At 40.8% G+C, this 25,851-nt stretch carries 20 protein-coding genes; 16 read left to right on the top strand and 4 right to left on the bottom strand.

What is annotated here, in order from left to right; translation table 11 throughout:
* The first annotated feature begins 72 nt into the window (after positions 1 to 72).
* Positions 73 to 1,232 (top strand): IS3-like element ISAbe12 family transposase gene (locus ACINWC743_RS11350; protein WP_085947547.1). Its coding sequence is split into 2 segments (ribosomal slippage): positions 73 to 310 and positions 310 to 1,232, totalling 1,161 coding nucleotides; the frame shifts between segments, so codons are not numbered across the junction.
* A gap of 98 nt (positions 1,233 to 1,330) precedes the next feature.
* Positions 1,331 to 3,175: a UvrD-helicase domain-containing protein gene (locus ACINWC743_RS11355; RefSeq protein WP_009585551.1), complete on the top strand. Its 1,845-nt coding sequence runs from the start codon at positions 1,331 to 1,333 to the stop codon at positions 3,173 to 3,175.
* 96 nt (positions 3,176 to 3,271) lie between these two features.
* Here the strand turns inward: ACINWC743_RS11355 and ACINWC743_RS11360 are convergent, their stop codons facing one another.
* From ACINWC743_RS11360 to ACINWC743_RS11365, 3 genes are all read right to left on the bottom strand, one after another.
* Positions 3,272 to 4,555, bottom strand: a complete 1,284-nt coding sequence (locus ACINWC743_RS11360) for a ribonucleotide-diphosphate reductase subunit beta (protein ID WP_004827922.1) — start codon at positions 4,553 to 4,555, stop codon at positions 3,272 to 3,274.
* Between the two features lie 140 nt (positions 4,556 to 4,695).
* On the bottom strand, positions 4,696 to 4,827 hold the full coding sequence (locus ACINWC743_RS23880) for a preprotein translocase subunit YajC (protein WP_004827925.1): 132 nt from the start codon (positions 4,825 to 4,827) through the stop codon (positions 4,696 to 4,698).
* Positions 4,828 to 4,959: 132 nt separating this feature from the next.
* Positions 4,960 to 7,833 (bottom strand): ribonucleoside-diphosphate reductase subunit alpha, encoded by a 2,874-nt coding sequence (locus ACINWC743_RS11365; RefSeq protein ID WP_080740829.1) that lies wholly within the window; start codon positions 7,831 to 7,833, stop codon positions 4,960 to 4,962.
* Positions 7,834 to 8,387: 554 nt separating this feature from the next.
* On the opposite strand from ACINWC743_RS11365, the gene bfmR reads away from it, so the two are divergent.
* Entirely contained in the window at positions 8,388 to 9,101 is a 714-nt protein-coding gene (gene bfmR, locus ACINWC743_RS11370; RefSeq protein WP_004722855.1) for a response regulator transcription factor BfmR, read from the top strand.
* A 64-nt stretch (positions 9,102 to 9,165) separates the two neighbouring features.
* A complete protein-coding gene (gene bfmS / locus ACINWC743_RS11375; RefSeq protein ID WP_009585546.1) occupies positions 9,166 to 10,794 on the top strand; it encodes a sensor histidine kinase BfmS in 1,629 nt (542 codons plus the stop codon).
* Between the two features lie 115 nt (positions 10,795 to 10,909).
* Here the strand turns inward: bfmS and ACINWC743_RS11380 are convergent, their stop codons facing one another.
* On the bottom strand, positions 10,910 to 11,260 hold the full coding sequence (locus ACINWC743_RS11380) for a hypothetical protein (protein ID WP_004827932.1): 351 nt from the start codon (positions 11,258 to 11,260) through the stop codon (positions 10,910 to 10,912).
* 1,027 nt (positions 11,261 to 12,287) lie between these two features.
* Here ACINWC743_RS11380 and ACINWC743_RS11385 point away from each other — a divergent pair.
* From ACINWC743_RS11385 to nuoM, 12 genes are all read left to right on the top strand, one after another.
* Positions 12,288 to 12,836: an NADH-quinone oxidoreductase subunit A gene (locus ACINWC743_RS11385; protein ID WP_004827934.1), complete on the top strand. Its 549-nt coding sequence runs from the start codon at positions 12,288 to 12,290 to the stop codon at positions 12,834 to 12,836.
* A gap of 7 nt (positions 12,837 to 12,843) precedes the next feature.
* A complete protein-coding gene (locus tag ACINWC743_RS11390) occupies positions 12,844 to 13,521 on the top strand; it encodes a NuoB/complex I 20 kDa subunit family protein (RefSeq protein ID WP_004827935.1) in 678 nt (225 codons plus the stop codon).
* Positions 13,522 to 13,607: 86 nt separating this feature from the next.
* Positions 13,608 to 15,395: an NADH-quinone oxidoreductase subunit C/D gene (nuoC, locus tag ACINWC743_RS11395; protein WP_004827938.1), complete on the top strand. Its 1,788-nt coding sequence runs from the start codon at positions 13,608 to 13,610 to the stop codon at positions 15,393 to 15,395.
* Positions 15,396 to 15,409: 14 nt separating this feature from the next.
* The gene (gene nuoE, locus ACINWC743_RS11400) at positions 15,410 to 15,919 is read left to right on the top strand and encodes an NADH-quinone oxidoreductase subunit NuoE (RefSeq protein WP_004722839.1); all 510 of its coding nucleotides are present in this window, start codon (positions 15,410 to 15,412) and stop codon (positions 15,917 to 15,919) included.
* Entirely contained in the window at positions 15,916 to 17,247 is a 1,332-nt protein-coding gene (nuoF, locus tag ACINWC743_RS11405) for an NADH-quinone oxidoreductase subunit NuoF (RefSeq protein ID WP_004827942.1), read from the top strand. The genes nuoE and nuoF overlap by 4 nt, the downstream gene beginning before the upstream one ends.
* 11 nt (positions 17,248 to 17,258) lie before the next feature.
* On the top strand, positions 17,259 to 19,943 hold the full coding sequence (nuoG, locus tag ACINWC743_RS11410) for an NADH-quinone oxidoreductase subunit NuoG (RefSeq protein ID WP_009585548.1): 2,685 nt from the start codon (positions 17,259 to 17,261) through the stop codon (positions 19,941 to 19,943).
* Positions 19,944 to 19,945: 2 nt separating this feature from the next.
* Positions 19,946 to 20,959 carry an NADH-quinone oxidoreductase subunit NuoH gene (gene nuoH, locus ACINWC743_RS11415; RefSeq protein WP_004827946.1) on the top strand — a complete coding sequence of 338 codons (1,014 nt, stop codon included), beginning with the start codon at positions 19,946 to 19,948 and terminating at the stop codon, positions 20,957 to 20,959.
* A gap of 18 nt (positions 20,960 to 20,977) precedes the next feature.
* On the top strand, positions 20,978 to 21,520 hold the full coding sequence (gene nuoI, locus ACINWC743_RS11420; protein WP_005030883.1) for an NADH-quinone oxidoreductase subunit NuoI: 543 nt from the start codon (positions 20,978 to 20,980) through the stop codon (positions 21,518 to 21,520).
* Positions 21,520 to 22,038 carry an NADH-quinone oxidoreductase subunit J gene (gene nuoJ / locus ACINWC743_RS11425; protein ID WP_171064892.1) on the top strand — a complete coding sequence of 173 codons (519 nt, stop codon included), beginning with the start codon at positions 21,520 to 21,522 and terminating at the stop codon, positions 22,036 to 22,038. Before nuoI ends, nuoJ begins: the two co-directional genes overlap by 1 nt.
* Positions 22,038 to 22,346: an NADH-quinone oxidoreductase subunit NuoK gene (nuoK, locus tag ACINWC743_RS11430; protein WP_004827952.1), complete on the top strand. Its 309-nt coding sequence runs from the start codon at positions 22,038 to 22,040 to the stop codon at positions 22,344 to 22,346. The genes nuoJ and nuoK overlap by 1 nt, the downstream gene beginning before the upstream one ends.
* Positions 22,343 to 24,232, top strand: coding sequence for an NADH-quinone oxidoreductase subunit L (gene nuoL, locus ACINWC743_RS11435; protein WP_009585536.1), 1,890 nt, complete (start codon positions 22,343 to 22,345; stop codon positions 24,230 to 24,232). The genes nuoK and nuoL overlap by 4 nt, the downstream gene beginning before the upstream one ends.
* A 7-nt stretch (positions 24,233 to 24,239) precedes the next feature.
* Positions 24,240 to 25,850 carry an NADH-quinone oxidoreductase subunit M gene (nuoM, locus tag ACINWC743_RS11440; protein ID WP_171064893.1) on the top strand — a complete coding sequence of 537 codons (1,611 nt, stop codon included), beginning with the start codon at positions 24,240 to 24,242 and terminating at the stop codon, positions 25,848 to 25,850.
* Position 25,851: the final 1 nt, after the last annotated feature.

The raw sequence follows: 25,851 nt of genomic DNA on the forward strand, positions 1-25,851 counted from the left end.
ATGATCCTAGCCAAAGTAATGGACACACTGTCCCTCTGAAGATAATGTAACGTTAACTTTGGAGATGTACACATGGCTAAACGCTTTAGTCCAGAATTTAAACAGCAAGCAATTGATTATGCACTTGCGAACTCACATGAATCATTAGCATCAATTGCGGTAAAGCTTGGTGTTGGTTACTCGACACTTGATAAATGGATTCGTACTGCTAATCCAGAAGGATCAAGCAAACGTCAGTTAACACCTGAGCAACAGCGAATATTAGATCTAGAAAAAGAAGTCAAACAACTCAAAGAGGCAAATGACATACTAAAAAAAGTGCATGTGTATTTCCTCACCGATCAAGGCAAGAGAAGTACACGGTAATCAAAGACTTTGCAATGGAAAAGGTTAAAGTCACTGTACTGTGCAAACAATTAGGTGTCAGTACTTCGGGGTTCTATGCATGGAGAAAACGTCAGGTACGTATAGCAAAGCAGTATGATGATTTACAAGCGGTGTATTGGCAGCACCACGCTCGTTTAGGTGCACCATCCCTCGTTCATGATATGCATGACCTAGGTTACAGCATGAGTGAGCGCACAATAGGTCGAATGCTTAAAAAACTAGGATTACACAGTAAAATTGCCCGTAAATATAGGCATACGACTGATTCAAATCATCGTTTGCCAACAGCACCAAATTTGTTAGATCAACAGTTCACTGTAACTGAGCCAAATAAGGTCTGGACGACTGATATTACGTATATTCGAACGAAGGAAGGCTGGTTATATTTATGCGTGATGCTAGATCTATTTAGCCGACGTATCGTCGGTTGGCAGACAAGTACACGAATAGATCGTCAATTGGTATGTGATGCGTTTAACTATGCACTTGCACGTCAGGGTTATCCAACAGGCTTGATGATTCATTCGGATCAAGGCAGTCAATATTGCAGTCGCGATTTCAGAGCTGTATTACTGACAAATAAGGCAATACAAAGTATGTCACGTAGGGGAAATTGTTGGGATAACGCAGTAACAGAAAGTTTTTTCCATACATTGAAAGGGCATGTGGTACATGACAGTGTATTTTCTACAAGAAAAGAGGCAAATTCGGTCTTGTTTGAATATATTGAAGTTTACTACAATCGAATCAGAAGGCATTCTGCAAATGGTTGGTTAAGCCCTGAAGCTTTTGAGCAGAAATATTTTAAGAATTTAGAGGGAAGTACTGTCCACGATAGTGTCTAGGATCAAAGAATTAAAAACACCTCAATATATTGATGAAGGGCTAAGTTGGCTAGAAAATAAAATAACAGGTATTGAAGAGTTGGTAAAAGGGGAAGTTAATGCAGACTGTTGATACTGTTGTTTTAGAAGATTTAATTTTTGATTATATATCTTCATCACCCCCTCAAAGTTTTGTTTTATATGCAGGTGCTGGTGCAGGCAAAACACATACGTTGCATCAAACACTCAAGAAGATAAAAGAAAATATTCTTTTGTCTTTGAGTCGAGAAAATAAAAAACTTGCAGTGATAACATATACAAATGCTGCCTGTGATGAAATTAAAGAACGGATAAACTTTGATAGTAATTTTTTTGTTAGTACGATACATAGTTTTGCTTGGAGTTTAATTTCGCCTTTTACAAAAGAAATTAAACAAATTATAAGAGAGAACTTACAAGATACTATTAGTGATGAGGAAGAAGCATTAAGTAAATCTAAAAATTTACAGAATAAGACTAGTTTAGGTAGGCAGGAGAGAATTGCAAAGTCTTTAAAAAGATTATCGACACTAGATTCAACTAAACGCTTTTCTTATAATCCGAATTCTTCAAATGTTGAGGAAAGTTCATTAGAGCACTCAGAAGTTATAGATATCTTTTCAAGATTATTAATAGAGAAGAAGTCTTTTAAAAGAATTTTAGTGAATAAATATCCAATTCTCTTTCTAGATGAAGCTCAAGATACCTATGAAAAAGTAATTGATGCTTTAGTCCAAACACAGGTTGAATTTCATAATCAATTTGTGATGGGCTTATTTGGCGACAATATGCAACGTATTTTTACTAATAATAAAAAAGATTTAGATACCTTTGCACCTGAAGACTGGAGGCGACCACAAAAGGTTGAAAATTGGCGATGTCCTAAAAGAGTGGTGACATTAATTAACAAAGTAAGGTTCGATGCAGATAAATTTCAACAAGAATCTAAAGTTAATCATGATGGGTTTGTCCGCTGCTTAATTGTTGATACAAATAAGCCAAATTTGAATAAATTGTTAGTTGAAGATGAAATATGCAAAACCATGAGAGAAATAACTAATGACGATAAATGGAATATAAGATCTGAGATAAAGACTTTAATTTTAGAACATCATATGGCTGCAACTCGTTCTGGATTTCATGTATTTTATAAGTCACTATATGATGATTCTGCATTGCGTAATAAATTAAGTACTGCTGATACCCAATCCTTAAGATTCTTAGTGGGTATATTTTGTGAGTTCATTAATTCTATAATGTCTAAAAATGATTTTGGTATCATAAAAGTTTTAAGAACTAGTTCAGATATTTTCCGAAACTTTTCCATTATAGAAAACCAATTGGATTATTTAAAAAGCATAAGAGATAAAAAAAATAAACTGTTTAATTTATTGATGGATGGTAATAATTCTATAAAAATTATTCTTACTTATATTTATGAACATAACCTCTTGAATATTCCACCATTATTATTGCAAGCATTAATTTTGGATATTCATGGTCTCGATGAGGATGAGATATCCTCAGAACTTCTTGCATATAGCCAGGCCTTGGATGCCCCAATAGATCAATTATTTAAATACGCATCCTATATTGATGGAAGTTCAGCTTTTGATACTCATCAAGGTGTTAAAGGCTTACAGTTTGAGAGAGTAATGGCGATTCTAGATGATGATGAAGCAGGTGGTTTTTTGTTTGATTATGAAAAGTTTTTAGGTATTAAAGACTTAAGTGTAACAGATATAAAGAATGAATCTTTAGGACTCGATAGTGCTCTGTCTCGTACTAGAAGATTATTCTATGTGATTTGTAGTCGTTCTGAAAAAAGTTTAGCTGTTGTTTGCTATACAAAAAATCCTAATTTATTAAAAGAAAAGCTAATTCAGAAAGAATGGTTTGAACAAGAAGAAATTATTTTACTTTAAGGTAAAAAACCGCCATTAATGGCGGTTTTTTTATGAATGACAACTTATGTGTCGCTCAATGACATTTTATGTGTCGCGTGACGACGACGGTCTACCTTACCAGCTCAACGCACCACCAGTTTGATAATCAGTTACACGCGTTTCAAAGAAGTTCTTCTCTTTACGCAAGTCCATCATCTCAGACATCCACTGGAACGGGTTATTTACACCAGCAAACTGCTCAGGAAGACCAAGCTGTGCTAAACGACGGTTACAGATGAATTTCAAATATTCTTCCATCATTGCTGCATTCATACCCAATACACCACGTGGCATCGTGTCACGCGCATATTCGATTTCAAGCATGGTGCCTTCAAGAATCATTTGAATGATTTCTTCTTGGAACTCAGCAGTCCATAAGTGTGGGTTTTCGATCTTGATTTGGTTAATCATGTCGATACCAAAGTTCAAGTGCATAGACTCATCACGCAAGATGTATTGGAATTGCTCAGCAACACCATTCATCTTGTTACGACGACCCATAGACAAGATTTGGCTGAAACCACAGTAAAAGAAGATTCCTTCAAGTACACAATAGAATGCGATCAAGTTACGCAGTAAGATCTGATCGTTTTCAGGTGTACCCGTATGGAAAGTAGGATCACTCAAAGACTGTGTATACTTTAAGCCCCAGGCTGCTTTACGAGCAACAGATGGAACTTCACGGTACATGTTAAAGACTTCGCCTTCATCCATACCCAAAGATTCGATACAGTACTGGTAAGCATGGGTATGAATCGCTTCTTCAAATGCTTGACGCAAAATATATTGACGGCATTCAGGGTTGGTAATATGACGGTAGATCGCCAAAACCAAGTTGTTTGCAACCAAAGAATCTGCAGTTGAGAAGAAACCTAAAGAACGCATTACAATGGTACGCTCATCTTCAGTCAAACCATTTTCAGACTTCCACAATGCGATGTCATGATTCATGTTGACTTCTTGTGGCATCCAGTGGTTTGCACATCCGTCTAGGTATTTTTGCCAAGCCCACTCATATTTGAATGGAACAAGTTGGTTTAAGTCTGCGCGACAGTTGATCATGGCTTTATCATCAACTTGTACACGTTGTGCACCCATTTCAAGCTCTTCCAAGCCCGGTGCAACATCCAGCTTTTCTAAGGCGTGAGATGCTCTTGCCAATGAATCGGTTGGATTTGTTGATCTTGCTGTATAGGTTCCAGCGGATTGTGCAGCTGCCAAATTCTGCGATGATTGCTTTGCATCAGATACCACCTGCGAATCAGTCGTTTTTTTCGGTTCGACGGGCGCAGGCTGGTGAGCTTGTGCAGCTTGTTTCGGTTCATCATCTTCAAAATCGTCCCAACTTAGGATAGACATCGTTGTTCTCTCTTCGTTGTTAATATCTATGTTCGACATCTCACAAAAAAGATGTCACTACTATACGCTTATTCTGTGCAAGCAAAATTAAGTTTTGCCGATAGTTGTTTCGTTCTTGTTCGAAAGAACAGATACCCACACTACTTATTTTGATTACGCTTTTGCTGTTTGCGGATCGCAATAAATGCATAGACCGCAGGGATATAAAAAACCAAAAAGGCTAAGATCAGCACAATTATGCCTAACTCATAGTTATGACTTAAATGGAACATGGCTCAGCCTTTTGTGATTTTAGAATGATTCAATCCCCTTAAATTCCCTGTTAAAAGGGAGGAATTTTCATCCCACCTTTTATTTTGAGGAATCGCCCTCCTTTTAAAAAAAGAGGGTCGGGGAAGGATGACTTACTGACAAGCTTCACAATCAGGATTGTCAATTGAGCAAGCTTGTGGCACTGGTGCTGCTTGAGAGAAACCTTCTTCTTCAGCAGGTGCTTCAGGTTTAGCTTCTGGTGCAACCGCTGCCACTGGAGCAGCCACAGTTGTTGGTTTAACTGCGTTTAAAGCACCTGTGTTAATGGTTGATTTTTCAGCAGATGTTGCACCCAATGCACGGAGGTAATAGGTTGTTTTAAGACCACGTAACCAAGCCATCTTATACGTGATGTCAAGTTTTTTACCATTTGCACCCGAGATATAGAGGTTCAATGATTGTGCTTGATCAATCCATTTTTGACGACGTGATGCAGCATCAACGATCCAACGTGTATCCACTTCAAACGCTGTTGCAAAAATTGCTTTTAATTCATCAGGAATACGGGCAATTTTTTGTACAGAACCTTCGAAATGTTTAAGGTCATTGACCATCACTGAGTCCCAAAGACCACGATCTTTTAACGCACGTACTAAGTACGGGTTGATCACTGTAAATTCACCTGAAAGGTTTGATTTTACATACAGGTTTTGGAAAGTAGGTTCGATTGACTGAGAAACGCCACAAATGTTAGAAATCGTTGCTGTAGGGGCAATCGCCATCACATTTGAGTTACGCATACCGTCTTTTTGAACTTTGGCACGTAAAGTGTCCCAGTCTAAACGTTGAGTGCGGTCAACTTCGAACATGCGCTCTGGACGAGATTTTGCAACGATCTCTAAAGAGTCGATTGGTAAGATACCTTGATCCCACAATGAACCTTTGAATGTTGAATAAACACCACGTTCAATCGCAAGGTCGCTAGAAGTTTGGATTGCGTAGTAGCTGATCACTTCCATAGACTCATCAGCAAAGTCGACTGCTTCATCTGAACCATAACCCATACCCAATTCATATAAAGCATCTTGGAAGCCCATGATACCCATACCCACTGGACGGTGTTTTAAGTTTGAATTACGTGCTTGTTCAACTGCGTAGTAGTTGATGTCAATCACGTTATCGAGCATACGAACTGCTGTTTTTACAGTACGCGCCAATTTTTCACGGTCAAGTTTACCGCCTTGAACGTGTTGAACAAGGTTGATTGAACCTAAGTTACATACTGCGATTTCATCTTTATTGGTATTTAAAGTGATTTCTGTACATAAGTTAGATGAGTGAACTACGCCAACATGTTGTTGTGGTGAACGTAAGTTACATACGTCTTTGAATGTGATCCACGGGTGACCTGTTTCAAACAACATTGATAACATTTTGCGCCATAAGTCTTTTGCACGGATTTTCTTATGAAGCATGTTGCTTTCTTTAGCGATGCCTTCATAGTAAGCATAGCGTTCAGCAAATGCAGCGCCAGTTAAGTCATGTAGATCAGGCGTTTCAGATGGCGTGAACAATGTCCACTCAGCATCTTCAATCACACGTTGCATAAACAAATCTGGAACCCAGTTCGCTGTGTTCATGTCGTGCGTACGACGACGGTCATCACCTGTGTTTTTACGTAGCTCTAGGAATTCTTCAATATCCAAGTGCCAAGTTTCAAGGTATGCGCAGACTGCACCTTTACGTTTACCACCTTGGTTAACGGCAACAGCGGTATCGTTAGCAACTTTAAGGAAAGGAACCACACCTTGAGATTTACCGTTTGTGCCTTTGATGTATGAGTTCAAAGCACGAACAGGTGTCCAGTCATTTCCTAAACCACCCGCCCATTTAGACAGGAGGGCATTGTCACGCATTGCACCATAGATGTCGTAAAGATCATCTTGAATGGTGGTTAAGTAACAGCTTGATAATTGTGGACGTAAAGTACCTGAGTTAAACAGTGTCGGTGTAGACGCCATATAATCGAAGCTAGACAATAAGTCATAGAATTCGATTGCACGGTCTTCACGCTGTTCTTCATTTAATGCAAGCCCCATAGAGACACGCATAAAGAACAATTGTGGAAGTTCAAAACGTACATCATTTGAATGAATGAAGTAGCGGTCAAACAAAGTTTGTAGACCTAAATAGGTAAATTGGTTTGAACGTTCTGGTTTGATCGCTGCTGCCAATTTAGCAAGGTCGAAGTTTAAAAGTTCTGGTGAAAGAAGTTCTAACTCGATCCCTTTTTTCAGGTAAGTTTCAAGCGCATCACCTTCTTCGGTATCTGTCGCTAAACCTAAGAATTTTAAACCTGTTGCAACTAAATCATCACGAAGTAAACGTGCAGTTACATAGGTGTAGTTTGGTTCTTGTTCGATACGGGTACGGGTCGCCATCATCATCGTCGTTGAGATGTCTGACTGTTTTACGCCGTTATATAAGTTTTTTACTGTTTCATCGACAATGGCTTGAACATCAATACCTTCTAAGCCTTCACTCGCTTTTTCAATCGTGGCTTGAAGTTTGCCCAAATCTAGAGGCTGAAGCTGACCATTCGCATCTGTGATTTGTAAAGTTGGGTGATGATGAGCACCTGTTTGTTTACGTGCTTCAGAACGTTGTTCACGATAGATCACATAAGCACGTGCAACTTTTTGTTCGCCTGTACGCATAAGTGCCAATTCAACTTGGTCTTGAATTTCTTCAATGTGAATTGTTCCGCCAGACGGTAAACGACGATTAAAAGTGTTCATAACCATTTCTGTTAATTGTGTAATACGGTCATGAATTCGGCTTGAGTCTGCGCTTTGCTGGCCTTCAACAGCCAAAAAAGCTTTACCAATTGCTACAGCGATTTTATCTGCATCAAAAGCGGCAACATCACCAGTGCGTTTAATCACTTGTAGTTGACCAGGGGTTGTAATGGCGTTCATTGTCAGCGTAGCTCCATTGTCATCATCATTGTTATGTTTATGGACCATTTGAACCGGACGAGTTGCAATTTTGTTCGTCACGATGTTTGAGGACTAAACACAATACTTAGTGGTTTAATTTAATTTAGAACACAAGATACGGTAATTTTAAGGTCAGATCAATATTGACATTTTAAGAATGTTTTATCTCTAATCAGTAAATTTTTATTTGTGTCTTTTTCCCTTAAAGAACCATTTTTGTTATATGCCTTATTTGGCAAGGACATAGCATAACAAACACTGCCAAGAGTGCTTATAGATAACTATGTGGATAACTTAAAAAACGACGAACTGTTTAAACAGAATATGAACAATGAAATATTTTGTATAAAAAATAGTCTGCGTATTGATTGTGTTAGGAATATTGCTAAATACTGACAAGTGTTCTTAGAAAACTGTCTACAATTCAATAGTTAATAAAAATATAACAAATTGATACGCTCATGTATCAGTTTGGTGAATGAGGTCTTGTTTACATTGTAAACGTGTGTATATTGCAGAACATAGTGTCTTGAATCTGCGAGATTTGTAGCAGGGACCAAACCAAATATAGGGGCAAATAGATGAGCCAAGAAGAAAAGTTACCAAAGATTTTGATTGTTGAAGATGACGAGCGTCTTGCTCGCTTAACTCAAGAATATTTAATTCGTAATGGTCTTGAGGTTGGGGTAGAACCAGATGGCAATCGTGCAATTCGCCGAATTATTGCTGAGCAACCAGATCTTGTGGTCTTAGATGTCATGTTGCCAGGTGCAGACGGTTTAACCGTTTGTCGTGAAGTTCGTCCACATTATCATCAGCCGATTTTGATGTTGACTGCACGTACTGAAGATATGGATCAAGTACTTGGTTTGGAAATGGGTGCAGATGACTATGTTGCTAAACCTGTTCAACCGCGTGTACTGCTCGCACGTATCCGTGCATTGTTACGTCGTACAGACAAAGCGCCTGAAGATGAAGTGGCTCAACGTATTGAGTTTGATGATCTGGTGATTGACAATGGCGGTCGTTCAGTGACCTTAAATGGTGAATTGGTTGACTTCACCAGCGCTGAATATGATTTGCTTTGGTTGTTGGCGTCCAATGCAGGGCGTATTCTCTCCCGTGAAGACATCTTCGAGCGTTTACGTGGTATCGAGTACGATGGTCAAGACCGTTCAATCGACGTTCGTATTTCTCGTATTCGTCCAAAAATCGGTGATGATCCAGAGAATCCAAAACGTATTAAAACTGTACGTAGTAAAGGTTATCTATTTGTTAAAGAGACTGGTCTATAAACGATGGGTCAATCATCTAAAATGCTTGCCTATGCAACGGCAAGCATAACGAAGGTGAGTTTGCGTGTCTAAACACAGTATATTCCTGCGTATTTATGCTGGACTGGTTATTCTTGTGGTGTTGGTGGCATTGTTTGGATACTTGCTTGTTCAAATAATTAACTACCAACGTGCGCAGGAATATCGCGAATCTTTAACAGATGGTATTTCATTTGTGATAAGCGAGGGTGTAGCACGTCAACAAACCGAGCAACAACGTCTTGATTGGATTTCGGACGCTTCTGATTTATTGGAATTGCCTATTTATTATCTGGATGCACAAAAAGTTGATTTATCACGTACGGAAGAAAAACGTATTGAAAGTCAAAAAGCAGTTGTGCGTTATGATGCTGAACAGGGGATTGCTTATTTGGTGTTGGGCATCCGCAATGATCCTAAACACTATCTTTATATCAAAGTAGATCAAATTGGCGAACGCCAAATGAAGGCATTGCCTGTCTTTATTTTGGATTATCTGGTTTATTATCCGGGTCAAGAACAAGAATATCTTAAAAAAATTCAACAGCACTTTTCTTACCATGTTGGTGTAGAAAAAATATCTCAGCTCAATCTTGATTCTGAGCAAATTGGTCGTTTAAGGTCAGATCAAAGTGTTATTTTGTGGCGGGATAGCGCAACAGTCCGTGGCACAACTATTTCCATCGTTTCTCCGTTGCCAAACTCACCAACCGATGTACTCGTACTCGGACCTGTTCCAATGTTTAATTGGATGCCAGTCAAACTTGCTGCGGGAATTACCTTGTTGAGTATGTTCTTGCTTTGCTTGGGTGTATACGGTTTGATCGTGCCAATGCAACGTAAGCTGAAACAGGTCAATCAAGCTTTGGATGTGATGAAAACAGGTGATATGTCACAACGTGTACCGGTTGAGGGTTATGATGAGATGGCGAGTCTTGCCAGTAGTTATAACAGCATGTCCGATCATATTCAGCGTTTGATTGAAGCTCAACGAGAATTGATGCGTGCAGTGTCGCATGAGTTGCGGACGCCTGTGGCACGTATCCGTTTTGGTATGGAAATGTTGGCTGATGAAGAAGATCATGACTATCGTTTGCAACAGGTTGAAATGATCGACAAAGATATCGAGGCATTGAATACTTTGATTGATGAGATTATGACCTATGCCAAGTTGGAGCAGGGTACGCCTTCTTTAGACTTTGAAAAAATTGCATTGATTGATGTTTTACAACAGGTTGCGACAGAAACTGAGGCTTTAAAAACTCAGAAAATAATTCATCTCAATCCACTTTCGTCTGAAGTGGTGGTTGATGCGGAACGTCGTTATTTACATCGTGTGGTGCAAAACCTTGTTGGTAATGCGGTACGTTATTGTGATCATCAAGTGAGCCTAAGTGGTGGTGTCAATCATCAAACCAAGATGGCATATGTGTGTGTCGAAGATGATGGTCCAGGAATTCCCGAAGAAGACCGTAAACGTGTATTTGAAGCATTTGCCCGTTTGGACGACAGCCGTACCCGCGCTTCTGGTGGTTATGGTCTGGGATTGTCGATTGTGAGTCGTATTGCTTATTGGTTTGGTGGCACGATTGAGGTTGATCAAAGCCCAGAACTTGGTGGGGCAAGATTCACCATGTCTTGGCCTGTTGAGCGGTTTAAGAAAAAGAAAGTGTAAGCAAGTAAAGTGAAAGCTTAGTGTTGTGGTTAAAAAGCTAAGCATAAAAAAACACCGAAATATTTCGGTGTTTTTTATTTAAGCACTCAACAGGCTTATTTTTAAGCTTTGGAACTTATTCTTGAAGCGTCGCATCAGGTGCAATAATTGGTTTACTTTCTCTTAATGCTTGTAAAGCGTCTGCATTAAAGTCAATCAATAAGCTATTTTGTTCTGCATCAATTTTATAGCCACTGATAATTTTTTGATCACCTTGAATGGTGTCAATTCGATATTCATCTGCAATGTTTAAGATACCTTCCAGATTTGTTGTGGTTGCAGCAAGATCTTGACGGAAAATTTCGTAAACATCACGAAGATCAAAAATCGCATTTTGTGCATCAGGATGCTTTTTGACATAGTTTTCAATATGACGAATTAGTAATTGTGCAAATAAAAAATAGTTTGGTTTGCTACTAAATTCCATGTTTTAGCCCCTAAATTATTGATTTAAAGTGAATGATATTTAGCATACACAGGAAAAATTGTTAAATGTGTATAGGCTGTGTAGATAATTCGTCTATGTTTGCGACAAGTCACTAGGATTGATTCAATGTAAATCGAAAGATCAATTGTTTTTTGTGGGGGAGCAAGCATTGGCAGATCTATAGCGCTTTGTCATTGAGTCAATGTTTAAAGCAGTACAACAAGATGATGTAAAGCATCAATGAAATGTATAGCGTTAATGAAATGGGAAACGCAAAATAAAATAAGCGGTGGAGGGGGAGGGTGTATAGTAAATACAGATCTTGATATACGAGAGTTTATACATAGGATAAAACATGATTAAAGGCTGTAACTTCATATTTGTTTAAAAAATGAGGTTGGATCAGTTCTGATAAAATGAAATATTGATATTGTAAGGTAGGTCAAAAGTAGGCGTATTGGATTTTAGAGAAGCTAAATAAAAAATCTATTTTAAGTTAAGGGTGCTTTTTTTGATAATGGATTTATCAAGATGAGAATGTTGATTTAATTAAATGACATTATTTATCATATTGAGATAATTTTTATGAAAAATACGGGCTGCTTGAATATGACTTTTTTACATAGAATGTAACAAAATATTTTGTGTCTAATTTCGCTAAAAGAAAGCAGATTTGTTGTTGAATAAACACAAATAGTTGCACAAAAGTGATGTCTGAAAAATTTTAATGAGAATTAAGCTACTGATTTGTCATTTTTAATTCATCTCTTTAAAATATACTTCGGAAAAATTAATAAAAAATAGGAATGGAATTTGATAAAGCGATAATTGAACGTGGTATTGCGTCGAATCATGAAAAATTATGTGTTTTGTCTAAAAAATCATCCGAAAGACTTAGAGCTATTAACTAGCAACAGATGACATCAATCGGGTACAATTGACCAGATTTATTTTGTGTTTGGTGTATTTGCAAGGCCAATACATACATTCTTTGTTAAATAATAGGCCTGCCAGGAGTTATCCCCGCATGAGTGCCATTACTCCATACGATTGGGCAATCATTGCCTTCGTGATCGGCGTGACATTTTTATGTGTCTTTATGCTCACCGTTCCTTTGCTCCTTGGGGGTAAATCATGGGGACGTGCGAAGCAAGAGCAATTTGAATCAGGTGTGGTTAGTGCTGGTGGAGCACGTATCCGCTTGTCTGCAAAGTTCTACCTCGTCGCAATCTTCTTTGTTGTATTTGATTTGGAAGCCCTCTATTTATACGCGTGGGCGACATCTGTACGTGAAGTAGGTTGGTTCGGGTTTTCAGCTGCGGCTGTATTTATTTTAGTTTTACTCGTTGGTTTAATTTATGAATTATCAACAGGTGCCTTAAACTGGTCGCCTTCGGATAAACGTAAAATAGCAGGGATTAAACCTAAAATTGGTTCACCGAATATGGACCTTGCAGAAATTACTCGCTTCAATTCAATTGAAGAGTTGGTGACAGATCCTACAGGAACGATTCCAGCTCAATCTTCTGGTCGTGTGAAAGATAAGACATCGACCATGTCTCTGAACAAGGAGTAACTCGGGAATGAAATATACCTTAACCCGTGCGAATCCAGAAGCTGAACAATATCCGCTTCAAGATCGTCAGATTGTGACAGATCCACTTGAAGAAGAAGTGAATAAAAATGTATTCATGACTCGTTTAGAGGACGTGTTGCATACAGCTGTGAACTGGGGCCGTAAAAACTCATTATGGCCTTTTAACTTTGGTACTTCGTGCTGTTATGTAGAATATGCAACAACCTTAACAGGTGTGCATGATTTATCACGTTTTGGTGCTGAGGTTATTCGTGCTTCACCGCGTCAGGCTGACTTAATGATTGTAGCAGGAACTTGCTTTGTCAAAATGGCACCTGTTATTCAACGTTTGTACGAACAAATGCTTGAGCCTAAATGGGTGATTTCAATGGGCGCTTGTGCAAACTCTGGTGGTATGTACGACATTTATTCTGTTGTGCAAGGCGTAGATAAAATTATTCCTGTTGACGTGTACGTTCCAGGTTGTCCGCCACGTCCAGAAGCATTAATCCAAGCATTAATGTTATTGCAAGACCAAATTCAATTAGAACGTCGTCCGCTGTCTGCGGTAATTGGTGATGATCTTCAGCCAGTATATAAGCCAAAGATGATGCCAGAACGCGACCGTAAGAACGCTGAACGTATTGCAGTGAAAAACTTACGCTCTATGGATGAGATTGAGTAATTTTTTCTGATGAATGTTTGACATACCTGAAGGGTATGATCATCAGAAAATTTCACAGAATTTGTATTAAATAGGAAGCCAAGCCAATGGCTGAAACTGAAATTGCTATGCCAGAATCAACTCCAGTTGATTCCCGCCCAGCATTTGCGATTGTAGAAGATCTCAAAGCCAAATTTGGTGAGAACTTTTACGTGCAACCGACGTTTGAAGATTTTCCAACGGTCTGGGTTGAGCGCGCACGTGTACAAGAAGTTTTAATGTACCTGCGTACAGTGCCACGTCCTTATGTGATGCTGTTTGACTTATCTGCGGTAGATGAGCGTTTGCGTACTCACCGTGATGGTTTACCTGCATCAGACTTCACTGTGTTCTATCACTTGCTTTCATTGGAACGCAATAGTGATATTCGTATTAAAGTGGCGTTGAATGAGAATGATATTAACATTCCAACAGCAACCAACATTTGGCCGAATGCTAACTGGTACGAGCGTGAAGCATACGATATGTTTGGGATCAATTTCGAAGGGCATCCGATGCTCCGTCGTATTTTGTTGCCAACGTATTGGGAAGGTCATCCGTTACGTAAAGAATATTCTGCACGTGCGACGGAATATACGCCGTATATGCAAGACAAAGCCAAACAAGATTTCGAGCAAGAACATCTTCGTTTTGTTCCAGAAGATTGGGGTCTAAAACGCGGTAACGCAGATGAAGACTTCATGTTCTTGAACTTGGGTCCAAACCATCCATCTGCTCATGGTGCATTCCGTGTTATTTTGCAGTTAGACGGTGAAGAAGTAAAAGACTGTGTGCCTGATATCGGTTATCACCACCGTGGTGTGGAAAAGATGGCTGAACGTCAAACTTGGCATTCATTCATTCCTTATACTGACCGTGTAGATTACCTGGGTGGTTGTGCGCAAAACATGCCTTATGTGATGGGTGTGGAGCAAATGGCAGGGATCACTGTTCCTGACCGTGCGCAATGTATCCGTGTCATGATGTCTGAATTATTCCGTATCAATAACCACTTGTTGTATATCGGTACTGCGATTCAGGATGCGGGTGGTATGACACCTGTATTCTATATGTTCGCGGACCGTCAAAAAATCTATGACGCAATTGAAGCGATCACAGGTTTCCGTATGCATCCAGCTTGGTTCCGTATTGGTGGTACAGCACATGATCTTCCAAACAACTGGCAAAAATTGATTCGCGAAATTCTCGAATGGATGCCAAAACGTTTGAAGGAATATCATACTGCGGCACTTAAAAACTCTGTCTTTGTTGGTCGTACCCGTAATGTTGCGCAATACGATGCAAAATCGGCATTGGCATGGGGCGTAACAGGTACTGGTTTACGTGCAACAGGTATTGACTTTGATGTGCGTAAATATCGTCCTTATAGCGGCTATGAAAATTACGATTTTGAAGTGCCATTAGAATACGAAGGCGATGCTTATGCACGTGTGATGGTTCACTATCGTGAAATTGAAGAGTCATTGAAAATCATCAAACAGTGTTTGGATAATATGCCTTCGGGTCCTTATAAAGCGGATCATCCATTGGCAGTTCCACCACCAAAAGATAAGACTTTACAAGATATTGAAACTTTGATTACGCACTTCTTGAGCGTGTCATGGGGTCCTGTAATGCCAGCAGGTGAAGCGTCTGTAATGGCAGAAGTGGTAAAAGGTGCGTCTAACTATTACTTGACTTCTGATAAGTCAACGATGAGCTATCGTACCCGTATTCGTACACCAACTTTCACCCACTTGCAGCAAATTCCTTCCGTGATTAACGGCAGTCTTGTATCTGACTTGATCATTTATTTAGCGACAATTGACGTCGTTATGGCTGATGTGGATCGCTAAGGGGTAAACGCATTATGATGATTTTGACTGATAAAAAGCCACGTGTGAATGTTGAAGGGATTCTGACCAGCGAAGAAATCCATGAAATTGAACATCACATGGGGCATTACCCATACCCACGCGCAGCGTCTTTGGATGCCTTAAAGTGTGTACAACGCCGTAACGGTTGGGTAGATGATGCGCAGTTACATGCAATTGCTCAATTATTGACAATTACAACTGCGGATTTGGAAGGTGTTGCAACATTCTATAACCGTATTTACCGTCAACCTGTGGGTCGCCACGTAATTTTATTATGTGATTCGATTGCATGTTTCTTGATGGGTGCGGAAACTTTAGCAGAAGCTTTCCAACGCGAACTGGGTATCCAATTTGGTCAAACGACAGCTGATGGTCGTTTTACTTTATTGCCGATCTGTTGTTTAGGGAACTGTGACAAAGGTCCAACCTTAATGATTGATGAAGATACTCACGGTTTGGTTGAAGTGACTTCTGTGAAACAGTTATTGGAGAAGTATGTATGAATACCGAACCAAGACCAATATATGGCGACGGAAACCCTGAAACTCACCCATTAACATGGCGTTTGAGTAAACAGGAATTTGTTCGTAGTGCTGATGACTATGAAGCTTTAGAAGGCTATGCAGGCTTTAAAAAAGCGCTGTCTATGCCACCTAAAGATGTTCTTGAAGTCATCAAAGCAGCGACTGTAAAAGGTCGTGGTGGTGCAGGTTTCCCAGCAGGGATTAAATGGTCATTGATGGCACCGAATGATGGTGGTCCTCGTTACCTGATCTGTAATGCCGATGAAATGGAACCGGGTACATTCAAAGACCGTTTGTTGATGGAAAAACTTCCACATCAATTGATCGAAGGAATGTTGATTGCAGGTTATACCCTTGAAGCTACTCAAGGCTATATCTTCATTCGTGGTGAGTACATTGAAGCTGCTCAATACTTAAATGAAGCTTTAGAGCAAGTTCGTGCTAAAGGTTATTTGGGTGACAACATCTTAGGTACAGGTTGGAACTTTGATCTCCATGTACATACAGGTGCGGGTCGTTATATCTGCGGTGAAGAAACTGCATTGATTAACTCACTCGAAGGTCGCCGTGCCAATCCACGTACTAAACCTCCATTCCCGCAAGTTGCAGGCGCATGGGGTCGTCCTACGATTGTGAATAACGTTGAAACCTATAACAACTTGCCTGCAATTATGTTGCGTGGTCCTGAGTGGTATATCGGTTTGTCTGCGGGTAAATCTAAAGATCCAGGCACTAAAATCTATGGTGCATCAGGAAAAGTTACTTTCCCTGGGTTATGGGAATTACCATTCGGTACAACTGCACGTGAAGTGATTGAAGACTATGCTGGCGGTATGCGTGATGGTCTTAAGCTTAAAGCATGGTTGCCGGGTGGCGCATCAACGGATTTCTTGGCTGCTGAGCACATTGATCTTCCAATGGATTCAGAAAGCATTATGAAAGCAGGTTCTCGTCTAGGGACATGTTTGTTAATGGTGGTTGATGAAACCCAATGTATGGTTTCTGCGACCCGTAACTTAGAAGAATTCTTTGCACGTGAATCATGTGGTTTCTGTACACCATGCCGTGATGGTTTACCTTGGGCAGTGAAAGCACTTGTCGCTATTGAGAAGGGCGAAGGGAAGATGGAAGACATTCAACATCTTCAAGAACTGACTCGTAAGTTATGGATTGGTAAAACATTCTGTGCTCACGCACCAGGTGCGATGGAACCATTGATGGGTGCACTCAAATATTTCCGTAGCGAGTTTGAAGCTAAAGTGACAGATCGTCCTGTAGCCCAAGCCAGCCACGTAGAACAAGTTTAAGGAATTCGACTATGGCTACAATTCATGTCGATGGAAAATCGTACGAAGTCAATGGCTCGGAAAACCTGCTACAAGCATGTTTGAGCCTTGGCATCGACATCCCATATTTTTGTTGGCATCCAGCTTTAGGTTCTGTCGGTTCTTGCCGTCAATGTGCTGTTACTCAATATGCGAATCCAGAAGATACTCGTGGTCGCTTAGTAATGTCATGTATGACCCCTGCATCTGACAATACCTATATTTCGATTGAAGACAAAGAAGCAAAAGATTTCCGTGAGTCTATCGTGGAATTCTTAATGACCAACCATCCACACGACTGTCCAGTCTGTGAAGAAGGTGGTCATTGTCATCTTCAAGATATGACTGTGATGACACAACACGACCGTCGTCGCTATCGCTTTACTAAACGTACACACCATAACCAAGAGTTAGGTTCTTTCATTGCACATGAAATGAACCGTTGTATCGCATGTTATCGTTGTGTTCGTTACTATAACGATTATGCAGGTGGTACAGATTTTGGTGTTTATGCCAATGCATCACGTGTTTACTTTGGTCGTCCAGAATCAGGAACTTTAGAGTCTGAATTCTCTGGTAACTTGACTGAAGTTTGTCCAACAGGTGTGTTTACCGATAAAACACATTCGGCACGCTATAACCGTAAATGGGACATGCAGTATGCGCCAAGCGTATGCCAAGGCTGTTCTTCAGGTTGTAACATTTCACCGGGTGAACGTTATGGTGAATTACGTCGTGTAGAAAACCGTTTCAACGGTGAAGTTAACCAATACTTCTTGTGCGATAAAGGTCGTTTCGGTACAGGTTATGTGAACCGTGAAGATCGTCCACGTCAGCCACAGTTCCGTAATGGTGCAGATGTTGAAATCGTTTCTGTAGATACAGCACTTGATACAGTGATCGCAAATGTTCAGGGCAAAAAAGTCTTGGGTATTGGTTCGCCACGTGCATCATTAGAATCAAACTACGCATTGCGTGAGTTGGTGGGTCAGCAAAACTACTCAACAGGGATGTCTCAAAAAGAGCAAAACTTGGTTGAGTTGGCTGCATCGATTATGCAGGCTGAGGGTGTTTATAACCCAGGTATGCGTGAGATTGAAAGCTATGACGCTGTATTGATCCTCGGTGAAGATCTTACTCAAACAGCACCGCGTATGGCATTGTCAGTTCGCCAAGCTGCGAAAAACAAAGCCAAACAAATGGCTGCAGACCGCCGTACTCAAGATTGGTTAGCCGAACCAGTAAAACGTATTGGTCAGGATGAAAATTCTCCGATTTATATCTTGGCTGCGACACAAACACGTTTAGCTGATGTGGCTGTGGGTGAAGTTGTTGCTTCTCCAAACGACATTGCACGTTTAGGTTTTGCTGTTGCTGCTGCTGTAAAAGGTGAGGCAATTCTTGGTTTAGATGACGATGCGAAAGCATTTGCTCAAACTGTTGCGGATACATTAAAAGCTGCGAAAAAGCCATTAATCATCTCTGGAACAAGCTTACAAGATGCTGCCATCATGGAAGCTGCTGCACAGGTTGCGCAGAATCTAGGTGAAAATGCAGGTTTAACATTGACGGTTCCTGAAGTGAACTCAATGGGCTTGGCACTGTTCGGTGGTTTAAGCTTAGAGCAAGCATTTGCACAAGATTATGATTCAATCATTATTGTTGAAAATGATCTATTCCGTCGCTTACCAGCAACTCAAGTAGAAGCTGCATTAGCCAAAGCGCAAAGTGTGATTGTGCTTGATCACTCTGAAACTGAAACTGTAAACGCTGCGGATGTGGTTCTTTCTGCTGCAAGTTTTGCTGAAGGTGATGGTACTGTTGTCAGCCAAGAGGGGCGTGCACAACGTTTCTACCAAGTCTATGATCCAAGTTACTACAAACCAGAATATGCCATTAAAGAATCATGGCGCTGGTTACATGCCATTGAAACGGGTGTGAAAGGTAAGGCGATTTCTTGGACTCTGCTGGATGACGTGATTGAATCAGTCGTGAAAAATGTTCCAGCGTTAGAAGCGATCCAAGATGTTGCACCTGATGCAGGCTACCGAGTTCATGGCTTGAAAATTGCCCGTGAACCACGTCGTTACTCAGGTCGTACTGCAATCCGTGCACCGTTGAACGTACATGAGCCGAAACAACCTGTCGATGTCGATACCGCATTAACATTCTCAATGGAAGGTTATGTTGGACCACAAAATGCATCGTCATTGGTACCATTTGCATGGGCACCGGGTTGGAACTCTCCACAAGCTTGGAATAAATACCAAGACGAAGTAGGGGGGCACCTGAAAGGTGGTGATTCTGGTGTTCGTTTATTTGATCGTTTAGTGAAACGTCCTGCTCGTAGCTATGTTGCGCCAAGTGCAGTTGTAAACAATCCAGACAGTTTCCGTCTTGTTCCAATGCATCATATTTTTGCTTCTGGTGAATTTACAGTAAAAACACCTGCGATGGAGTCACGTATTCCAGAAGCTGCTTTTGCTGTAGGTGAACAGGATGCAGCACGTTTGAATGTTCAAGATGGTCAACAACTGACCGTCCAAGCTGGTGAAACGACAATCAGTCTTCCTGTGCACGTGATTGAGTATTTACCAACAGGTTATATCGGTTATCCAGTTGGACAAGCACCAACCGTTTCACTTGCTGAACCTGTATCTGTAACGGTAGGAGTGTAATCATGAATGAATCTTTACGCGCCCTACCGACTTGGGCACAAGATTGGCCGATTGCTTATTCGGTCATCCAAGCAATTGTGATTTTGTTGGTTGTGGTTTTGCTTGCGGCATTGATGTCTTTTATTGAGCGTCGTTTGCTTGGCTTGTGGCAAGACCGTTATGGTCCGAACCGCGTAGGTCCGGGTGGGATGTTCCAGATCGTTGCTGACATGCTTAAAATCATGTTCAAAGAAGACTGGACACCGAAGTTCGTTGATAAACTGACGTTCCGTTTAGCACCAGCAGTTGCGATGGCAACTGCGGTACTGTCATTTATGGTCATTCCTGTTTCACCTTATTTAGGTGTTGCAGATATGAGCATTGGCTTATTGTTCTTTATGGCAATGGCAGGTATTGCTGTTTATGCTGTGTTATTTGGTGGTTGGGCTTCAAACAACAAATATGCATTGCTTGGTGGTCTACGTTCAGCAGCACAAACCATTTCTTATGAAGTCTTCTTAGGGATTTCATTGATGGGTGTGGTTGCGATTGCTGGTTCATTCAATTTGCGTGAAATCGTAGAAGCACAACGTGATGTATGGTTTGTGGTTCCACAATTCATTGGTTTCATGATCTTTGTGGTTGCTGGTGTTGCAGTAACACATCGTCACCCATTTGACCAACCAGAAGCTGAGCAAGAGTTGGCAGAGGGTTACCACGTTGAGTATGGTGGTATGAAATGGGGGATGTTCTTCGTTGCTGAATACGTCAACATCATCCTGATTTCAGCACTGATCGTGACTTTATTCTTCGGCGGTTGGTTAGCACCATTTAATTTAAATATTCCATTCATTCCAGATGCGTTCTGGTTCATTGCGAAAACAGCATTCTTTGTAATGATGTTTGTCTTGGCTCGTGGTTCTTTAATGCGTCCACGTTATGACCAAGTGATGAATTTTGGTTGGAAAGTGTGTTTACCACTTGCATTGGTCAACCTTTTGGTGACTGGTGCTGTGATTCTGATGAATCAAGCCTAGGACAGCAGGGAGTACAAAATGTATAAAATTCTAGCTGGCGTAGGATCAATTGTTCGTTCGTTGTGGATGGTGTTTAGCCATGTCACACGCAAACGCGATACGATTTTATATCCAGAAGTTCCAGCCGAGCAAATCGTACCTCCACGTTACCGTGGTCGTATCGTACTAACACGTGACCCAGACGGTGAAGAACGTTGTGTTGCGTGTAACTTATGTGCGGTTGCATGTCCTGTTGGCTGTATTTCATTACAGAAAGCTGAAAAAGAAGATGGACGTTGGTATCCAGAATTTTTCCGTATTAACTTCTCACGCTGCATTTTCTGCGGTATGTGTGAAGAAGCATGTCCAACAACTGCAATTCAGTTAACACCAGACTTTGAGCTTGGTGAATATGTACGTCAAGATCTTGTGTATGAGAAAGAAAACTTACTCATTTCAGGTCCAGGAAAATATCCTGACTACAATTTCTACCGTGTGACTGGTATGACGATTGATGGTAAAGAAAAAGGTCAAGCGCAGCGTGAAAGCGCGCCTGTAGATGTACGGAGCTTATTACCATGATGTGGCCATTTTATTTAATGGCTCTTGTGGCCATTGTTTCTACAGTTCGCGTTGTGACTAACGCGAATCCTGTACATGCTTTATTAAGTTTGATCGTTTCATTACTTGCAGTTGCAGGTATGTTCTTGACGATTGGTGCACCATTTGCAGCTGCACTTGAAGTGATTGTTTATGCCGGTGCGATCATGGTGTTGTTCGTATTCGTTGTGATGATGCTCAACCTTGGTCAACATACAGTTGACCAAGAATGTAAATGGTTGACTTCAGATGCTTGGGCTTATCCAGCACTCATGAGCTTTTTAATGGGCTTATGTTTAGTTTGGGTATTGGGTTCAGATCATGTACAGCAAGGTGCTGTACTTGGAACTCAAGTCATTGGTCCTAAAGTTGTTGGTCAAGCACTCTTTACCCACTATTTATTATTGGTTGAAGTTGCCGCGATGTTATTGCTTGCAGCCTTGGTTGCAGCATTCCACTTAGGCAAACGTGAACCAAGTGCAGAAGAGGATAAACAGTAATGGGCAACATTCCTTTAGAACATGGTTTGATCGTTGCATCTATTCTTTTTGCACTGGGTTTTTACGGTGTAATGGTGCGACGCAATTTATTATTTATGTTGATGAGCCTTGAGATCATGATGAATGCAGCCGCATTGGCATTCGTTGTGGCAGGAAGTGCATGGGCACAACCTGATGGTCAAATTATGTTTATTTTGATCCTTACTCTTGCTGCGGCAGAGGCGTGTATCGGTCTTGCGATCGTCCTTCAGTTCTACCATCGCTTCCATCATCTGGATGTAGATGCTGCTAGTGAGATGCGCGGATGAGCTATTTATATTTAACAATTTTATTTCCGCTCATTGGTTTTGTCCTTTTAGCGGCAGGGCGTAATAAACTTCCTGAAAATGTAGCAGCCATTATTGGTGCGGGTTCTGTTGGTCTTTCAGCATTATTTGCATTGCTTGCAGGCATGGACTTTGTAAAACAGGGTTCAGTTGCTCAAGCACAGCATTTGTGGACTTGGTTTAATGTGGGTGGTTTTGCGCCAGGCGTAAGTTTGCATCTTGATGGCTTATCATTATTGATGATGGGCATGATCACAGGTGTGGGTTTCTTGATCCATATCTTTGCAACTTGGTATATGCGTGGTGAAGAAGACTTTGCTCGTTTCTTCTCATATTTCAACTTATTCGTTGCCAGCATGTTGGTGTTGGTGTTGGGTGACAACTTAGCGTTGTTATTCTTAGGTTGGGAAGGCGTAGGTCTGTGTTCTTACCTGTTGATTGGTTATTACTATCAAAATCCTGCAAACGGTTTTGCTGCAATCAAAGCATTTACAGTGACTCGTGTGGGTGATGTATTTTTACTGATCGCATTGTTCTTGCTTTACCAACAATTTGGTACTTTGCATATTGGAACGATCGTTGCTAATGCTTCACAAGTTTTAGCCCTTGATCACAACCTTGCACTTTGGACATCGTTGATGTTGTTCTTGGGTGCTGCGGGTAAATCTGCACAAATCCCATTACAAACGTGGTTGGCAGATGCAATGGCTGGTCCTACACCAGTATCTGCATTGATCCATGCTGCAACAATGGTAACAGCAGGTGTTTACTTGTGTTGCCGTATGTTCTCTGTGTTTGAAATGACACCAGAAGTAATGCAGTTCATTTCGATTACTGGTGCAGTGACATTGCTAGTTGCAGGTTTTGCTGCCTTGGTGCAAACGGACATCAAACGTATTTTGGCTTACTCTACAATGAGTCAGTTAGGTTATATGTTTATGGCTGTAGGTGCTGAAGCATACCAAGCTGGTCTGTTCCATATGCTTTCACACGCATTCTTTAAGGCATTATTATTCTTGTCCTCAGGTGCAGTGATTCTGGCTTACCATCACGAGCAAAACATCTTCAAGATGGGTGGCTTGTTCTACAAAAACAAATTCTTATTCGCTTGTTTTGCAATAGGTGGTGGTGCACTTGCTGCAATTCCATTTATTACGATCGGCTTCTTCTCTAAGGATGCAATCTTGGGTGCTGTTTGGGCGCAAGGTCAATCTGTAGCACTGTATGGCTCATTGTATTGGGTTGGTGTTGCTGGTGCATTCCTGACTTCGATTTATACTTTCCGTTTAATCTGGGTCGTATTCTTCGGTGAAGAAATAACACATTATCACGAAATCAAAGGTGCGACATATTGGGCGCCTTTAGGTATCTTGGCTGTTCTTTCAACTGGTTTGGCTTATTTCTTAAAAGCGCCAGTCATGAATGTTTTAAATGCTGCTCATATTCCTGCATTTGAAGTATCAAAAGCAGTTGAAGAAGGTATGCATGGTGCAGAACACCTTGCTGTAGGTATCGCATTGGCTGGTTTAGCAGTAGGTGTTGTATTATTTGCATTTGCTTATAAAGCGGTTAAAGGCTTTGCAGCAACTTCATTTGGTGCTGGGCTTGCGAATATTTGCCGTAATGCATTTGGTTTCGATTCTTTATATAACCTTGTATTCGTTCAACCTTATTTGCTTATTGCGAAAATCTTAGGTCGTGATCCAATTGATGGCTTATGGCTTGTCTTACCTGCAATCGTAAAAGGTGGTAATAAATTTACAAGTACCCGTCAAACAGGTTCATTACGTGAATATGCATCAAGTATGTCACTCGGTGTAGTGGTATTGCTGATGATCTTGATCGTGATTCAGGTAGTGGGGAAATAAGATGGAAATCACAAACAATTGGATTTTACCCGCACTGATTCTTGTACCTTTTATTGCAGGTTTCGCGTGTTGGTTAGTCGATAAACTTGATAAACATTTGCCTCGTTATATCGCATTAGTGGGAATGCTCATTACTTTGGGCTTAACCGTTATTTTGTGGAAACAAGGTGGATTTGATTATGCTTTAGGCGGTCAAGCGCCGACTTGGGCAGCTGAGTTCTATGTCCCTTGGATTAAAACACTGGGTATTAACATTCACTTAGCGGTCGATGGTCTTTCGCTTCTTATGGTCGGTTTAACAGCATTACTGGGTGTACTTGCTGTTGGCTGTTCATGGGGCGAAATTCAAAAGAATGTTGGTTTCTTCCACTTAAACCTTTTATGGTCATTGGGTGGGGTAATCGGGGTTTTCCTTGCAATTGATATGTTCTTATTCTTCTTCTTCTGGGAGATGATGCTGGTTCCTATCTACTTCTTGATCGCACTTTGGGGTCATAAAGGTGCAGATGGTAAATCACGTGTTTACGCAGCAACCAAGTTCTTTATTTATACCCAAGTCGCGGGTCTCATCATGCTTGTTGGTATATTGGGGCTAGTGATCATTGGTTATAGCACGGATGGTCGAATCGGGTTTGGCTATACGCACTTGATGAGTGTTGCAAATGCATTAGACGCTAATCCTAGTTCAGCTGGTTATGCTTATGCATTGATGATCTGTTTGTTTATTGGTTTTGCCGTAAAACTTCCAGTCTTCCCATTGCATGGCTGGTTACCAGATGCCCATGCGCAAGCGCCAACCGCAGGTTCTGTAGACTTAGCTGGTATTTTGATTAAAACTGCTGCATACGGTTTACTTCGTTTTGTAATGCCTTTCTTCCCAGCAGCATCTGCACAGTTTGCTGATATTGCAATTATTTTCGGTTTGATTGGTATTTTCTACGGCGCTTGGTGTGCTTTCCAGCAAACAGATATGAAACGTTTGTTGGCGTATACTTCTATTTCACACATGGGCTTCGTATTACTTGCACTTTATGCAGGTAATATCCTGACATTCCAAGGCTTAATGATCATGATGTTGGCACATGGCTTGTCATCTGCTGCATTATTCATTATGTGTGGTCAGGTCTATGAGCGCTTACATACACGTGATTTACGTTTGATGGGTGGTATTCGTGGTCAATTCCAGTATCTACCATTCTTCTTAATGTTCTTTGTATCAGCACTTGTGGGTATCCCAGGTCTAGGTAACTTTATCGGTGAATTCCTGATCCTTATGGGTTCATTTGCCAAGTTCCCAACATTTACAATTATTGCTGCGATTAGCTTAGTCTTTGCTGGTCTTTATGGTCTAATTCTGATTCATAAAGCATTATTCGGTACACCAAATGAAGCACAGAAGCCACATTATGAAAGCCCGTTAAAAGACTTAAATACACGTGAAACTGTGATTTTATTGGTCTGCGCACTTGGCTTACTTTGGTTAGGTGTACATCCACAAACATTCCTTGATATTTCAAACTCAAGTATGGCGTGGTTAGCAAATAGCTATATTCCAGTTCAAGAAATTGTCGATACAGCTCAACAAGTTGTATCTCAACAAAATGTGGAGATCCAATAGT

This window comes from Acinetobacter sp. WC-743 (assembly GCF_000335555.1).
Lineage (GTDB): Bacteria > Pseudomonadota > Gammaproteobacteria > Pseudomonadales > Moraxellaceae > Acinetobacter > Acinetobacter bereziniae.